The sequence below is a fragment of the Streptomyces sp. V3I8 genome, from assembly GCF_030817535.1.
Taxonomy (GTDB): Bacteria; Actinomycetota; Actinomycetes; order Streptomycetales; family Streptomycetaceae; genus Streptomyces.
Genome location: NZ_JAUSZL010000002.1, coordinates 1,845,486 through 1,860,260, shown reverse-complemented (window position 1 = coordinate 1,860,260; position 14,775 = coordinate 1,845,486). Strand labels below are relative to the sequence as shown.

The window sequence follows — 14,775 nt, the reverse complement described above, 5'->3', positions numbered from 1 at the left end:
CTGAATATAGTGGTCGCCATGACGAACACAAGCCCCCGACCGCGGCCACAACTGGAAGAGGCGCTGCCGCATCAGCTGCGCCGGGCCGGACAGACCTGGACGGCGCTGTGGCAGCAGCGCCTGCCCGACCTGACCAGTCCTCAGTTCGCGGTGCTGCTCGCCCTGGACGACCACGGCAGCCTGGATCAGTCCGCGCTGGGTGCCCTGGCAGCCGTCGACCGTTCCACGCTCACCGTCCTGCTGGACCGTCTGGAGGCGCGCGGCCTGCTGACCAAGGAGATGGACCCGGCGAACCGCAGACGCCGCATCGTCGCCCTCACCGGCGCCGGCCGCCGGCGCCTGGCCGAGGCGGTCGAGGAGGCCGCGCGACTGCACGCGCGGGTGGAGGAGCTGCTGGGCGAGAAGCGGATGGGGCAACTGGTCGAGATGCTCCGTGTCCTGGGCGACATGCCGCAGTCCACTTCCCCTCAATAGAGGGATGGGCCCTCCGAGCCGGCGCTGGAAGTGTGATCAGCGAACCGACTGGCTCCGACTGGGAGGGCTGACACATGTACGGACCGGCAACCGCGCAAGGGCTTGTCGACCGCCTTCCCGGCCCGGTGCCGGGGGCCGGGGGCGAGGGACGTGCGGCCGGGGCCGCCGGGTTCGGCCGGGCCCCCGGCATCGGCCCGCGACGGCCCCGCCGCACGGGACGCCCCGCAGGTGCGCAAGGCCGTCGCCTTCGCGGCCGGGACCGGACCGCTCGCCGCCGGGACCGGACCGCTCGTCGGCGCCCGCCGGGCGACCGGCGTGACCACCGGCCCCGTGGCCCGGGTCGTCCGGGCCGAGGCCGGCGCGCGGGACGCCCGGAACACGTCGTGGACGGCATGGCACACCACGGAACGGGCCGCAGCCGTCCCGGCCTCCCCGTCCCCGCCGGACCGGGGACCGCCCGGCCGGGACCGCGCGGTCCCGGCCGGCCACGCGGTCCCGGCCGGCCACGCCCGCCCGCCCGGCCACGCGCGGCCGGGCGGGGTCAAGGCCCGGTACGACCCGGAGAACCCCTTCCGGTTCGACCGCACCCTCCCGCCGCGTGCGAGGGCCGTCCGAACGTCCCGCGTGAAGAACCCCCGACCGCACGAAGACGCCGACCCGGCACACCTCAGGAATCCTGGAAGGGACGACTCTCGATGACGACCAACAGTGCGGTGCAGGCCCCGCCGCGAACCGCACCCGGTGCGGGCTCCACCGGACTCAGGCTCGGAGCGCTCTTCGGCCCCGTGATCTTCGGGGTGACCGCCGCGGGCGTGGCGCTGCCCGACGTCGCCATGGAGATGGAGGTCCGCCCTGCCGTCGCCGGCTGGGTGCTGACCGCGCACGCCCTCGCGCTCGGTGTGGGCACCGCGTTCTTCGGGCGGCTCTCCGAGAAGTGGGGGGTGCGCAACACCCTCCTCACCGGCGCCCTGTTCCTCGCCGTGGGCGCGGTCCTGTGCCTGGTCGCCCCGGGCTTCGGCACCTTGATCGCCGGCCGGTTCGTGCAGGCGGTGGGCTCCGGCGCCATCACCTCCAGCGCCCTCACGCTCGCCTCGGCGGCGGCGCCCGCACTCCGGACGAAGATCCTGGCCATCTTCGGCGCGTCCATGGCGCTGTTCTCCTCCACCGCCACCCTCATGGGCGGCATGGTGACGGACTGGCTGGACTGGCGGCTGACCCTGGTGCTGCCGGCGCTCTCCTTGCTGATGGTGCCCTTCTGCCTGGAGCTCGCGGCCTCCCGCCCTGGCTACGGCAAGGCCGTCGACGTGACCGGTGGGGTCCTGCTGAGCGCCGGCGCGACCTCGCTGCTCCTGCTCATCCAAGCCTCCTCCCTCGACCTCGACACCTTGCCGGTGATCGGACTGGCAGTGCTCCTCGTGGTGTCGGTGGCCGGCCTGCTGGTGCACATCGGCAGGCGGCCCGACGGCTTCCTCCCCCGTGAACTGGCCACCGACCGCACCTTCCTGACCTCCGCGATGATCGGCGTGGGCGGCTACGCCGGACTGTTCGCCGCGATGTACGCGGTGCCGCAGATCCTTGCCATGCAGTACGGCTGGGGCGTGTTCAAGATCGGTGCCTGGCTGCTGCCGGGCGCGGTCGTCGGCGCCGTGGCCGCTCGTGTGGCCAGCAAGCTCGCCGCCGGCAAGGGCGGCAGCCTGCTGCTCGCCGTGACCGCCGTGAGCTGCGCGGTGTTCCTCGGCATCGTCGGTCTCGTCGACGGCGGCATCGTCGTCATGCTCATCGGCACCTCCATGGGCATGGCGACGTTCGCCGCTACGCAGGTGCTCACCACCGCCGTGCTCTCCAGCCGCCTCGAGCCCGCTCAGCGCGGTGGCGCCATGGGCGTGCTCAACCTGCTGTTCTTCGTGGGCGGCGGTATCGGCTCGGCCGCGGCCGGGACCCTCTCCGAGCACATGGACCTCACCAGCGCGCTCGCCGTCGTCGCGGTTCTCCCGCTGCTGGCCGGCCTGATCGCCTTGACGCTCCCGCCCGCCCGGGTGCAGCAGGAGGCCTGACGCGTACGGCGCCGAGGTGGGAACGTCCCTCCCTCCGGTCCGCTCCGTCGCGGACGGGAGGGAGAGACGCCGTACGACGGTTCAGGAGGCCGCGGCGCCTGCATCGCCGTCGTTCAGGTCCAGCCACAGGGACAGGATCCCGCGGAGCCCGTCGCGTTCCATGCGGAGCAGGTCGTTCTCCAGCCGCAGCTGCTCCATCGGGTCGCCGGTGATGTCCGGCGAGGCCTGTGAGAGCAGTGAGAGGCAGGCCGGACGACCCCGGTGGCCGTTCGCGTGGGGAGAGGGCGGTGCCACCGAGGCCGAAGGGCGTGCGGCCGTGGAGGAGAGCTGTCCCGCCAGGATCGACTGGTGCAGGACGTGCAGGTCGCGGGTCGGCTCGATGCCGAGGTCCTCGGAGAACCGCATCCTGGTGGTGCGGAAGGTCTCCAGGGCGTCCGCCTGGCGACCCGAGTGGTACAGCGCGAGCATCAGCTGGGCACAGGCGCGTTCCCTGAAGGGGTTCTCGGTGACGAAGCCGGACAGATCGCCGATGATCTGCTGGTGGCGCCCCAGCTTCAGCGCCACGTCGAAGTACTCCTCCTGCAGGGTCAGCCGGTCCTCGTGGAGCTTGACGACGAGCGAGGCCAGCGCCGGGCTGTCGAGGCCCGCCACGACCGGTCCGCGCCACAGCGCGAGCGCCGATTTCAGCAGCCTCTCGGCGCGCTCCAGCTGGTTGTCGCGGACCATCGCCCGTCCCTGGGAGACCAGCCGTTCGAACGTGAACAGGTCCAGGGCGTCCTCGTCGTGGACGTTGATCCGGTAGCAGGAGGGATGGGTCTCGATCACGCTGTCGCGCTCTCCTCCCCTGAGCAGGCGGCGAAGACCGGAGACGCAGATGCGGATCTGTCCGTGGGCGGACGCGGGCGGCTTGTCGTCCCACATGGCGTCGACGAGCCGGTCCAGGCTGACCGTCTGATTCGGCTGAAGAAGCAGCGCCGCCAGTAACTTCTGCCGGCGGATCCCGCTTATTTCGATCTGTTCCCCTCCGTTCGTCACGAACAGTGGGCCTAGTATTCGGAATTCGTAGGCGGCGCACATATCTATACCCCCGTTAGTGATGTGCGAGTGTTGACGTATGAGCGTGTGAACGCCGGCAACTGTGCCAATACAGTTGCCATCGGCATCGGTGAGAATGTCGATGGCAACTGTCGTCGGTGGCACGGTGGATCCGTCGTGCAGGCTATTTTTTGATGCCCCCCGGGGCGGCGCTATTCGTAGCGGTAGAACTTCGTGGAGTCCAGCAGATCGGCCGGCGTCATCGTGTACCAGGGCGCGAGTTTCGTGTGCAGCGAGGGGACGTCCGGGTGGTCCTCCACCGGCAGGTACTGCGGAACGTCCGGGTGCTGCTTCTGCCAGATCGACCAGGCCCTGTCGAGGAAGCAGTGGTGCATGAAGAAGATGGGATCGTTGGGCGACCCGATGTACAGCATGTGGCCGCCCACCCAGGTGTGGCCGGCGCCGTGCAGCTTGCCGAGGTTGGCCTCGTAGGGGAACTTCGCGTACCCCTCCAGGTGGTTGCGCAGGGACTGCGTCTCGGTGCCGTACCCCGAGGTGTAGTTGTAGGGCGGCGTGTCGTACGTCGGGATGGCGAGGGTGTCCTCCAGCTCCTTCGTCGTCGGCAGGTCGGGGTTGACGGTCCCGAAGTCGCGGACCAGGTAGTCCCGGTCGTCCGTGGTGTAGTGGCCGTTGAACGCCGGGTGCTCGTCGCCCACCGGCACCACGCTGATGTTGAGCTTCCAGCCGTTGCGGCGGGCGAACGGGCCGGTGGTGACCATGCCGTCGCCGGGCCGGCCGTTGCCGCCCATGAAGGTGTCGGCCCACAGGGGCGAGTCGAGGCTCTGGTCCTTGGTCCAGTCCCAGTACGGGATGGTGACGGTGGGATCGATCCGCTGCAGCGCCCGCTCCAGGACCAGCAGGTACTGGCGGTGCCACGGGAACAGGCCCGGGCTCATGTGGCCCCAGCGCTTGCCGACGCCACCGTCCTTGTCCAGGTAGTCACCCGAGTTGATCTTTATGTGAAGCCGGACCAGCTCGTCGTAGACGCCCGTCTCCTTGACCCGCAGCAGCGCCCGGATGAAGCGTCCCTTCTCCCTGGCGGTCATGGCGAGGTGGTTCTTGCGAACGGGAACCATCGGTTTCTTCCCTCTCGGTTCTCCGGCGGCCCGGTCAGGCATGGTGGCCGCCGGAGGGCAGCAGGTTCGCCCCGCGCAGCTCGTCGACGGCCTGCCGGCCGGCGGCCAGCGGGGTGGGCTCGAACCGGTAGTGGCACATCGAGCTGAGGTAGGCGTCCTCACCCAGCTTCATCAGGTGCAGTTCGCTGCCGTCGATGTGCACCTTCTCGGTGCTCTTCGACACGGTGATCGTGCGGCCCTTGTACTGCTCGGTGTACAGGTCCCCGGACTCGTCGGCGGCCCGGGTCGCGGCCGTGTCGTCGTTGGACGCGGCCCAGGTGTTGCCTGCGTGGATGACGGCGGCGGGCGCCGCCACGACCGCGGCGGCGCCCGCCACGCCCTTCATCACGTCACGTCGTTTCATTTTTGTTCTCCCATCAACAATCACAAACAGCGGCAAGCATTCCCACCAGACTTTCAAGGACATATATCGGCGGGGTATTTTTCCGGTCGGGAGTGCGCGTGCGAGCGGCGCCGTGTGGACTTTTCGAGGTGGGGCGGGGTCAGGCCGACGAGGGGCGTGGCACGATATTGTGGTTGAATCGGAAAAGATTGTCCGGATCGATGCGGGTCTTGATCTCGGTCAACCGGGCGAAAGTGGCCGGTTCATAACCGCTCTCGGCGAGGTGCGCGGTGTCCGGACTGGCCAGGAAGTTGAGATAGCGCCGTCCGGTGCCCCATGCCGCCATGCCGTCCACCACGAGCGGGGGGCGGTTGTCGGGCAGTGAGAGGGTCGACAGCGCGAATGCGGCGTCCCGGTGGTCGACGGCGTTCGGCCGCTCGGGCGGCCGGCCGACCGCGCCGCCCAGCTGCCGCAGTTCCACGACCAGGTCGATGCAGTCGGCACCCGGGCCCGCCAGCTCCAGCAGCGTGTCGACCGCCGCCGTGTCCAGCTCGCGGAGCATCATCGACCGCTCGCTGTAGGGGATCGGCTCGGTCGGGTCGTTGTGGATCTCCCCGAACCTCGTGTACGGCATGTCGGCGAGGGTGTCGACGACCAGCGGACCGGCGGCGCGCAGCGGCTCGACCAGCTTGTTCCCGTCCTCCGCCGAGCCCAGATAGGCGATCCGCACGTGCACGGTCAGCCGGCCGCGCAGGAAGGGCGGGATCTCCTCGACGTCCGGCATCCGCAGCAGTGCCAGCGAGGAGGTGAGGTCCTCGGGCACGACCGAGGTCCACGCGCGCCAGGCGTGCAGCACCTCCACGGCGGCCTCGCCGGGGAAGAACAGCCCACCGCCGTACAGCCGTGTCACCGGTACGAGGCCGAACTCGAGGGCGGTGACGACGCCGAAGTTGCCCTTGCCGCCGCGCACGGCCCAGAAGAGGTCGGCGTCCTGGACGGCGGTGGCCCGGCGCGAGCGCCCGTCGGGCGTGACGATCTCGACGGCGGTGACGTGGTCGGCGGCGTAGCCGTACCTGCGGGCCATCAGCCCGAGGCCGCCCCCGAGGGTGTAGCCGATCACCCCGGTCAGCGGCGAGGAGCCGTTGAGCGGGGCGAGGCCGTGCTCGGCGGCCGCCTCGACCACCTCGAACCACTGCGTGCCGCCCTCGACCCGGGCGGTCCGTGCGGCCGGGTCGATGCTCACGCCGCGCATCCGGCGGGTGCTGATCAGCAGTCCGCCGTCCGCCGCGGCGGACGGGCCGTGGCCGGTGGCCTGGACGGCGATCGGTATCCCGCGGACGGCGGCGAAGGCCACGGCTTCACGCACGTCCTCGGCCCCGGCCACGACGGCCATCAGGTCCGGGGAGTGCTCGGTGATCTGGTTGAACCCGTCCAGCTCCTCGGCGAAGTCGTCGTCTCCCGGCAGCAGGACCCGGCCGCGCAGCCGTTCGGAGAGTTCCGCCGCGGTCGGCCTCACGATGCTCTTGCCTGTCGTCATCCTCAGTCCTCCAGGACCCGGTTGTTTATCGGGATGTGAGGACTCTTTCAACCGCGGGAGACGCATCCCATCCCCCGTTTGGGGAGGATGCGGCGACCGGCGACCGGCCGCCGGGGGACGGGGCCCGGCGGCCGGTCGTGGTCACAGCAGGGAGGCGACCCCGTCGAGGACCCGGCGCCTCACGGCGGTCTCGCCGCGCATGGCCGCGCCGAGTTCTTCCATGTCCTCGTGGACGAGCGCCTGGGGTCCGTCGCACAACGCGGTCGCCGGGTCGGGGTGCACGTCGACGATGATCCCGTCGGCGCCGACGGCCAGCGCCGCCCGGGTCAGGGGAAGCACGAGGTCGCGCCGCCCACCCGAGTGCGAGGGGTCGACGATGACGGGAAGGTGCGACCGCCGCTGGACGATGGGCACGGCGGAGATGTCCAGAGTGTTGCGCGTGGCCGTCTCGAACGTCCGGATGCCGCGTTCGCACAGCACGATGTCGAGGTTGCCGCGTTGCGCCACGTACTCGGCGGCCATCAGCCACTCCTCGATGGTCCCGGACATCCCCCGTTTGAGCATGACCGGCTTGCCCACGTCGCCCACGGCCTGCAGCAGCGCGAAGTTCTGCGCGTTGCGGGTGCCGATCTGCAGCATGTCGGCGTACGAGGCGACCAGTTCGACGTCGTGGGCGTCGACCACCTCGGTGACGACGGGCAGGCCGGTCTCGGCGCGCACGTCGGCGAGGATCCTCAGCCCGGCCTCCCCCAGGCCCTGGAAGGCGTAGGGAGAGGTTCTGGGCTTGAAGGCGCCGCCCCGCAGTACGGTCGCGCCGGCCGCCCGGGCCATCAGCGCCGCCCGCAGCGTCTGCTCCGGCGTCTCCACCGCGCAGGGCCCGGCGATCAGCGTCGGCGCGCCGGGACCGATCGGCGTCCCGCCCACCAGGACCACCGAGCGGTCCGGGTGGCTCTCCCTGCTGATCAGCTTGTACGGCGCCGAGATGCGCACCACCTCGGCGACCCCGCGCAGGACGCCGAGGTCGAGCGTGCCGAACTGCTCGATGTCGCCGACCAGTCCGATGACGGTGCGGCTCGTCCCACGGCTGACGAAGGCCTTGCCGCCCGCCGACTCGACCCGCGCGACGACCGCGGCGATGTCCGACGCGGTGGCCTGTGGCGCCATCACGATCACCATGTCTCAACCCCGGACAACGGCTTGCCCCCAGTCCTCGTCGGGCCCGAACAGCTTGCGCGGCTTCATGGCGTCCAGCTGCTCCGCCAGCAACGCGGTCGGCACCAGGGTGCCCTCGGGCACCGCGCCGGCCGCACAGGGCACCCCGAGCTCCGTCTCGACGGACGCCGCGAGCGACGCGGCGGCCTCTTCGCCGTCCGGACCGGGCGCCTCGAACTCGACCACCAGACGGTCCTGTTCGGCCCTGGCCCGCCAGAACAGCACGCCGTGGGAGGCGGGAAGCCGGTGGACCATCTCCTCCACCTGGATCTGCCCGAGACGCCGTCCGGCCACCGTGTGGCCCTGGCCGAGCCGGCCCATGACCCGCACGGTGGGGAGGTTCCACCCGCAGGGGCAGTCCTCGTACCGCAGTTCCACCAGGTCCTCGAGGTTGTAGCGCACCAAAGGCATCGCTTCGCGGTACAGCGGGGTGATGACCAGCTGCCCGGCGCCCTCGGCGGCGATCTCCCCGGTCTGCGGGTCGTAGATCTCCGGCAGCACCCGGTCGGCCCAGAAGTGCATCCGGCCGTACGGGCAGTCACTGCCCAGCGGGCCGACCTCGGTGCAGCCGTACTCCTCGATCACCGGGGCGTCCCAGATCTCCTCGATCCGGCGGCGGCGCGCGTTGCTCATCGGTTCGCCCGCCACGTACAGAGCCCGCAGCGACGTGAAGGAATCGGCGGGGTGGCCGGCGGCCTTGGCCGCGGCGACCCACAGCAGGCTCTCGCTCGGCGTCGACCAGGTCAGCGTCACCTCGAGGTCGCGCAGCACGCGCACGACCCGCGCGTAGGGCACCGCGAGCGAGCGGCAGTCGCCGGGGACGACGGTCGCACCGCTGCGCATGGCGGCCCAGTGGGCCATGTGCCCGGCGAGCACCAGTCCGTAGGGGATGCGCACCAGCATGGTGTCCTGCGGACCGAGCGGGACGGCCTTGCGGACGAACCGGTCGGCCAGGTCGGTCCACTCCGCCTGGGTGAAGTAGGCGGGGGTCGGGTTGCCGGTGCTGCCGCTGGACTCGTGGTAGGAGGCCAGCCGCTCCCTGGGCACGCCGAGCATGCCGAACGGGTAACTGTCGCGCAGGTCCGACTTCCCGGTGAGGCCCACCGTGGACAGCTTCTGCCCGGCCTTCAGACGCTCGGCGTAGAACGGTGAGTCGAGGGCGTGCCACAGCGTCGGCTCGATCCGCTCCTGCTGGAGCGCCCGCAGTTCGTCGAAGGACTTCCAGTCACCGATGGCCGGCAGCGGGCCGGACGCCGGACCGGAGGGGGCCACCCCGGTGTTCGCGGTGGCGGTCACAGGTTCCCTCCCGCCCGAGCGGCCTCGGTGACGGCGCCGGAGATGATCATCTCCACGACCGCGGCGATGTCACCGTCCATCTGCCGGTCCTTGGCGGCGAAGGGGACCTCCTTGCGGATGCGTGCGTGCACGGCCTTGGTCCGAGGGCTCATCTCGTCGACGCCGCGCAGTTCGACGGCCTGGCAGGCGGCGAGCAGGTGGATGGCCGCGACCTCACGGGTCAGCTCGATCACGTTGCGCGCGTCGCGCGCCGCGATCGGGGCCATGCTGACCTTGTCCTGGTTGTGGGCCTCGGTGGAGCGGGAGAACGTGGAGGCCGGTCCCGCGTGCTTGAGTGCCTCGGCGGTGAGCGACGAGCACGCGATCTGCATGCCCTTGAAGCCGTGCTGGAGCCCGGCCTCGGTGTCGTCGTCGGCCACCCGGGCGATCAGGTTCGGTGTGAGGCCGTTGTTGAACTTCTCGTCGACCAGGAGCGCGAGCTGCCGGTCGAGCAGGTCGGCGATGCCGGCGACGGCCGTCTTCAGCGAGTCCATCGCGGTGACGACGTGCCCGCCGTAGAAGTTGCCGCCGCTGTACACGGCGCCCGTGGAGGGGTCGAACAGCGGGTTGTCGCTGGAGGAGTTGATCTCCACCGTCATCCAGGCGCGGACCCAGTCGAGCATGTCCCGCAGGACGCCGTTGACATGCGGGGCGCAGCGCAGCGAATAGCGGTCCTGGATGCTGCGCGTGAGCTTCTGGTAGTGCCGGCCGTCCAGCGGGACGTTCAGGTCGACGACCTGGTCGTACGTCATCGCCAGTGAGGAGCCCTCGAGCAGATCGTGGACGAACGCGGCGCTGTCGCCCTGGCCGGCGTGCGGCTTCTCGTTGTGGATGAACGGCGCGTAGTGGCCCCGGTTGCCGAGCATCCCCTCGCTGGCCAGGGCGGTGCAGATGTCGGCCACGTCGGCGAGTTCGGCCGCCGCCTCGGTGTTCAGGACCGCGAACGCCGAACTGAAGGAGGTGCCGTTGATCAGCGCCAGCCCGTCCTTGGCCTCCAGTGTCACCGGCTCCAGGCCCAGTTCGGCCAGCACCTCCGCGGCCTGACGTGTCTCGCCGTGGTGGCGCACCCTGCCCTGGCCCGTCAGGGCGTGGGCGAGGTAGCAGAGCGGGACGAGGTCGCCGCTGGCGCCGACCGAGCCGCGCTCGGGGACGGTCGGCAGGATGTCGTGCCGGAGGAAGTCCAGCAGCAGGTCCACCACGGGGAGGCTGACGCCGGAGTTGCCCCGGGCCAGGCAGTTGGCGCGGATCAGCAGGGTGGCGCGCACGACCTCGTCGGAGGCCAGCGGGCCGGTTCCGTTCAGGTGGTAGCGGATCAGCTCGTTCTGCAGTCGCGCGGTCTTCTCCGGCGATATCTGCCGGTTGACGCTGTCGCCGAAACCCGTCGTCACCCCGTAGATGGGCTTGCCGGTCGCGAGGATCTCCAATTTCAGGTTCCGGGAGGCGTTCATCGCCCGTAACGCGTCCTCGGAGACCGCGAATTCCGAACCTTCGCGGGACGCGGCGGCCACGGTCTGGGCGATGCTCAGGCCGTGCCCGTCAATTTTCATGGTCGTCACTTGTGGACACCTTTCTCGCCGGTTTCCCAAGAGTCTTGACCGCTGATGTTCCCCGTCGATATCGGAAAGGCGTCGCACGCGATATGTGAATGAGACACCGAAGATAGCTGCCCTCTTCAGGGTTGGTGCAAGACCGGCACGGAGAAATGAGGAAACCCCAATGATCTCCAACGGCGCGTTCGGCAGGCGACTCCGTCTGCGGCGCCTCTACCGAAACGATTCCGAACGGTTGTTCATCGTGCCGCTGGACCACTCGGTGAGCCAGGGACCGATCACCGGCGCCGAAGGGCTCGACACGCTCGTGGGCCGGCTGGCCGCCAACCGGGTGGACGCGATCGTCCTGCACAAAGGCAGTCTCCGGCACGTCGATCCCGCCTGGTTCGGCAGCACCTCGCTCATCGTCCACCTGAGCGCCAGTACCGTGCACGCTCCCGACCCGGACGCCAAGTACCTGGTGGCCGGCGTCGAGGAGAGCCTGCGGCTGGGCGCGGACGCGGTGAGCGTGCACGTCAACCTGGGCTCGGACGGCGAGCAGCGGCAGATATCCGATCTGGCGGCGGTCGCCGAAGCCTGCGACCGCTGGAACGTACCGCTGCTGGCGATGATGTACCCCCGCGGCCCCCGGATCAGCGATCCGCGCGACCCCGCACTGGTGGCGCACGCGGTGACCCTGGCCGCTGATCTCGGCGCCGACCTGGTGAAGGCCCCGTACGTCGGCTCGGTGACGGAGATGAAGGAGATCACCTCCCGCTCTCCCGTCCCGGTCATCACCGTCGGCGGTCCGCGCAACGACGACGAGGGCCAGGTCCTTGCCCACGTCGGCGAGGCGCTGAGCGCGGGCGTCGCGGGCGTGGCCATGGGCCGCAACGTCTTCGAGGCGCCCGATCCCGGCGTCATGGCCGCGAAGCTGGCCGACCTCATCCACAGCGAGTGACCTCTAGGAGCCCCGCACATGAAGCTCAGCTGGCTGGACATCCGCAACGTCGACGAGGCGCGGGACGCCATCGTCCAGGAGGCGCTGCACCAGCGGGTCGACGGCATCGTCGTGGCGGACCCGGCAGCCCTGGAGGGCCTGCCCCCGACCGTCACCAAGGTGCTGTTCCCCCGCGGCAAGACCCTTCCGGAGGACTTCGGCGAGGCGACCGTGGTCATCGTGGACCCCGACTTCCACAAAATCACCCCCGCCGAGCTGAAGCTCGAACACCCGGGGCTGGAATTCGGCCGGTTCGTGGAGATCGTCGATGCCGGGACGCTGGAGGACGCCTGCCAGTCGGCGCGCACCGAGCAGTGGAGCCTGCTGCTCTTCCGCGACCCGACCAAGATCCCGCTGGAGATCGTCATCGCGGCGTCCGCCTCCTCCCGGGGCAGCCTGATCACGGTGGCGGCCGACGTCGAGGAGGCCGAGATCATCTTCGGCGTGCTCGAGCACGGCTCCGACGGCGTCATGATGGCGCCCCGCAAGGTCGGCGACGCCACCGCCCTGAAGACCGTGGTCAACGCCGAGACCCCCGACCTGACCCTGACCGAACTCGAGGTCGTCGGCACCGAGCACGTGGGCATGGGCGAGCGCGCCTGCGTCGACACCTGCACCTACTTCCGCAAGGACGAGGGCATCCTGGTCGGGTCGCACTCCAAGGGCATGATCCTGTGCGTCAGCGAGACACATCCGCTGCCGTACATGCCGACCCGCCCGTTCCGGGTGAACGCCGGCGCCATCCACTCGTACACGCTGTCCAAGGACGGCCGCACCAACTACCTCAGCGAACTGAAGGCCGGCAGCAAGGTCGTGGCGTCCGACGTCGAGGGCCGCACCAGGCTCGTCACCGTCGGCCGGGTCAAGATCGAGACCAGGCCGCTGATCTCGGTGAACGCGGTCTCCGCCGACGGCCATGAGGTCAATCTGATCCTGCAGGACGACTGGCACGTACGGGTGCTCGGCCCGGGCGGCAAGGTCCTCAACAGCACCGAGCTCAAGCCCGGCGACAAGGTGCTCGGCTTCCTGCCGACGGAGGACCGGCACGTCGGATACCCGCTCGACGAGTTCTGCCTCGAGACGTGACGCGGTGGACGCGCTCCTGTACGTCCCGGTCCGGGGCGACGACCTCGGTGGTGCGGCGGCCGTCGTGCGTACGGCCCGGCCGGGTGCCGGCCAGGAGCGGGTCGGCCTCGCCTTCACCGGCGAAGAACGGCTCCACGCCGCGCTGGGACCCACCCAGCGGTGGATCCGGTTGTCCTGGCCCGCACTCCTGGCGCTGCTGCGGCCACTCGGAATCCAGCACGTCCGGATCGACGCGCTCTACGTCGGACCGGAGATACCGAGGATGCCGGAGGCGGCCGACCTGCCGGCCGTGGACGTCTGCGGGGACGGGCCCGTCCTCGTAGGTTCGCGGCGGTACGCGCAGTGGCTGCCGGACGAGGTGTGGTGACGGCCGGCTCCGCCGCCGTCACCGGCCGGGAACCGCCGAGTGGCGTACGGTGGTGTGGAGTTGGGACAGGCAAGGGTCACCTCATCATCCGTGGACCACCCCGGAACGGAGTGCCGCAGATGCCCACTGCGCCCGGTCGTGACGAGCTCCTCCTGCGCGCCGGACGCGCGGACAGCCCGCACACGCTGTTCAGCACGCTCGCGACACAACTGCGCAGGGCGGTCCCGTACGACGCCGCCGTCTGGCGGGCCACCGACCCGGAGACCGGCATGATCACGTCGCCGATCTTCGCGGAGAACATCGAGGATCACAGCTGTGCCGTCTACTGGCAGTACGAGCTGTTCACGGAGAAGATCAACCTGTTCCGGGACCTCGCGCTGGCGCCGGTGCCGGTGGTCAGCCTGTGGGACACCACGGGGGGCGAACCCGAGCGCAGCTCCCTGTACCGGGGGTTCCTGGCGCCGCGCGGAGTGCACGACGAGTTGCGGGCCGTGCTCCGGGTGGACGGCCGCCCCCACGGGTACGTCAGCCTGTTCCGGGAGAAGGGGCGGGCCGAGTTCTCCGCCGGGGAGCGCAGGTTCGTGGAGGACCTGAGCACGCCGGTCGCGCGCCTGATCAGGGCGTACGCCAAACAGCGCCCTGATCCCTCCGGCGACGCCCTGACCGGCACCGGACTGCTGCTGTTCGACGCCCAGGGCACCCTCGTCTCGGTCAACGACGAGGCGCGGCGCTATCTGGAGGAGATGCCGAAGGGTCCCGCCTCGCTCACCGCGCTCGGTCTGCGCGTACCCCTGTGGGCGTACGGCACCGCGATGCGGGCCAGGGCGATCGCCGAGGAGCGCGGCGGGGGCACCGCGCGCATCAGGATGCGCACCCGCACCGGCCGCTGGCTGGTGTGCCACGCGTCCTGCCTGCGCGGGCCCGACGGGCACCTGGGCGTCTCCGCGGTGATCATCGAACGCGCTCCGGTCTCCGACGTCACACCGCTCGTCGTGCAGGCCTACGAGCTGTCGGAGCGGGAGCTCGAGGTCACCCAGCAGGTGGCGCGCGGACTGTCCACCAGCGGGATCTCCGAGGAGCTCCATCTCTCGCCGCACACCGTGCGCGACCACATCAAAGCGATCTTCGAAAAGCTCGGCGTGTCCAGCCGCGGGGAGCTGGTGGGGCGGCTGTTCACCGAGTACTACCAGCCCACCGGGCCGTACTCCACAGGCCGGCCGAGTTAGGCTCCGGCCGAGGGTGCGATCGTCTTCCGCTTTCCGGCCGTCGGCGGAGGCAGACCCTTCGGATTCCGTCATGCCCTTGCTCCTTCCGGACTCGAACAGGCCTCCCGTGCCGCACAATTCGAGCGCATCGCCGAAAGAGGCCGCAATTCACGCGGTTTCTGGCGCGGTGTCGAAAGGCCGATATCTCGCGGATCTCTCCTGTTGCATCCGGCGCAGGGGATTCTCGGTGTGCGCAGGCGGGGCAGCCGGACGGTCTTCTGCCCGATTTCACGTGTCCGTACGGCCGGTTGAAGACCGGAGCGGCTCTTCCCGCCATCGGTTGCGCGTTCGGGACCGCGAAACCACGGACGGGAACGGCCCTCGCGGAGTCCGTCTGTACGATGCTCGGGCGTCGTGCTTGAC

Annotated in this window: 14 protein-coding genes; 7 read left to right on the top strand and 7 right to left on the bottom strand. The window is 70.3% G+C overall.

The features are described 5' to 3' along the window. Window positions 1–18 precede the first annotated feature (18 nt). The 3 genes from bagL (at window position 19) to bagJ (ending at window position 2,528) form a co-directional block, all read left to right on the top strand. Complete coding sequence (bagL, locus tag QFZ75_RS08180; protein WP_307535097.1) at window positions 19–474, top strand: MarR family transcriptional regulator BagL/FevM; 456 nt, start codon at window positions 19–21, stop codon at window positions 472–474. 228 nt (window positions 475–702) lie between these two features. Further along, a complete protein-coding gene (locus QFZ75_RS08175) occupies window positions 703–1,173 on the top strand; it encodes a hypothetical protein (RefSeq protein ID WP_307535096.1) in 471 nt (156 codons plus the stop codon). Beyond that, window positions 1,170–2,528: a bagremycin/ferroverdin transporter BagJ/FevB gene (gene bagJ, locus QFZ75_RS08170; protein WP_307535094.1), complete on the top strand. Its 1,359-nt coding sequence runs from the start codon at window positions 1,170–1,172 to the stop codon at window positions 2,526–2,528. The genes QFZ75_RS08175 and bagJ overlap by 4 nt, the downstream gene beginning before the upstream one ends. Before the next feature lie 81 nt (window positions 2,529–2,609). Here bagJ and bagI read toward each other — a convergent pair whose 3' ends face one another. The 7 genes from bagI to bagA form a co-directional block, all read right to left on the bottom strand. Continuing rightward, a complete protein-coding gene (gene bagI / locus QFZ75_RS08165) occupies window positions 2,610–3,563 on the bottom strand; it encodes an AfsR/SARP family transcriptional regulator BagI/FevR (protein ID WP_307535092.1) in 954 nt (317 codons plus the stop codon). 212 nt (window positions 3,564–3,775) lie between these two features. Next, on the bottom strand, window positions 3,776–4,699 hold the full coding sequence (gene bagH / locus QFZ75_RS08160; RefSeq protein WP_307535091.1) for a bagremycin/ferroverdin biosynthesis o-aminophenol oxidase BagH/FevF: 924 nt from the start codon (window positions 4,697–4,699) through the stop codon (window positions 3,776–3,778). A 34-nt stretch (window positions 4,700–4,733) separates the two neighbouring features. After that, window positions 4,734–5,102, bottom strand: a complete 369-nt coding sequence (bagZ, locus tag QFZ75_RS08155; RefSeq protein WP_307535089.1) for a bagremycin/ferroverdin biosynthesis copper chaperon BagZ/FevE — start codon at window positions 5,100–5,102, stop codon at window positions 4,734–4,736. A 139-nt stretch (window positions 5,103–5,241) separates the two neighbouring features. Then, entirely contained in the window at window positions 5,242–6,618 is a 1,377-nt protein-coding gene (gene bagG / locus QFZ75_RS08150) for a bagremycin/ferroverdin biosynthesis FAD-dependent oxygenase BagG/FevA2 (protein ID WP_307535086.1), read from the bottom strand. 141 nt (window positions 6,619–6,759) lie between these two features. Further along, entirely contained in the window at window positions 6,760–7,782 is a 1,023-nt protein-coding gene (bagF, locus tag QFZ75_RS08145; protein ID WP_307535084.1) for a phospho-2-dehydro-3-deoxyheptonate aldolase BagF/FevY, read from the bottom strand. Window positions 7,783–7,797: 15 nt separating this feature from the next. Then, entirely contained in the window at window positions 7,798–9,126 is a 1,329-nt protein-coding gene (gene bagE / locus QFZ75_RS08140; RefSeq protein ID WP_307535082.1) for a bagremycin/ferroverdin synthetase BagE/FevW, read from the bottom strand. Further along, the gene (bagA, locus tag QFZ75_RS08135; protein ID WP_307544305.1) at window positions 9,123–10,712 is read right to left on the bottom strand and encodes a bagremycin/ferroverdin biosynthesis tyrosine ammonia-lyase BagA/FevW; all 1,590 of its coding nucleotides are present in this window, start codon (window positions 10,710–10,712) and stop codon (window positions 9,123–9,125) included. The genes bagE and bagA overlap by 4 nt, the downstream gene beginning before the upstream one ends. Before the next feature lie 169 nt (window positions 10,713–10,881). Here bagA and bagB point away from each other — a divergent pair, with 169 nt between their 5' ends. The 4 genes from bagB (at window position 10,882) to bagY (ending at window position 14,373) form a co-directional block, all read left to right on the top strand. Continuing rightward, window positions 10,882–11,655: a bagremycin/ferroverdin biosynthesis DhnA-type aldolase BagB/FevI gene (gene bagB, locus QFZ75_RS08130; RefSeq protein WP_307535080.1), complete on the top strand. Its 774-nt coding sequence runs from the start codon at window positions 10,882–10,884 to the stop codon at window positions 11,653–11,655. 18 nt (window positions 11,656–11,673) lie between these two features. Then, window positions 11,674–12,780 carry a bagremycin/ferroverdin biosynthesis 3,4-AHBA synthase BagC/FevH gene (bagC, locus tag QFZ75_RS08125; RefSeq protein WP_307535079.1) on the top strand — a complete coding sequence of 369 codons (1,107 nt, stop codon included), beginning with the start codon at window positions 11,674–11,676 and terminating at the stop codon, window positions 12,778–12,780. Between the two features lie 4 nt (window positions 12,781–12,784). Further along, on the top strand, window positions 12,785–13,147 hold the full coding sequence (locus QFZ75_RS08120; RefSeq protein WP_307535077.1) for an SAV_915 family protein: 363 nt from the start codon (window positions 12,785–12,787) through the stop codon (window positions 13,145–13,147). A gap of 119 nt (window positions 13,148–13,266) precedes the next feature. Continuing rightward, window positions 13,267–14,373, top strand: coding sequence for a LuxR family transcriptional regulator BagY/FevT (gene bagY / locus QFZ75_RS08115; protein ID WP_307535075.1), 1,107 nt, complete (start codon window positions 13,267–13,269; stop codon window positions 14,371–14,373). The last annotated feature ends 402 nt before the right edge of the window (window positions 14,374–14,775 follow it).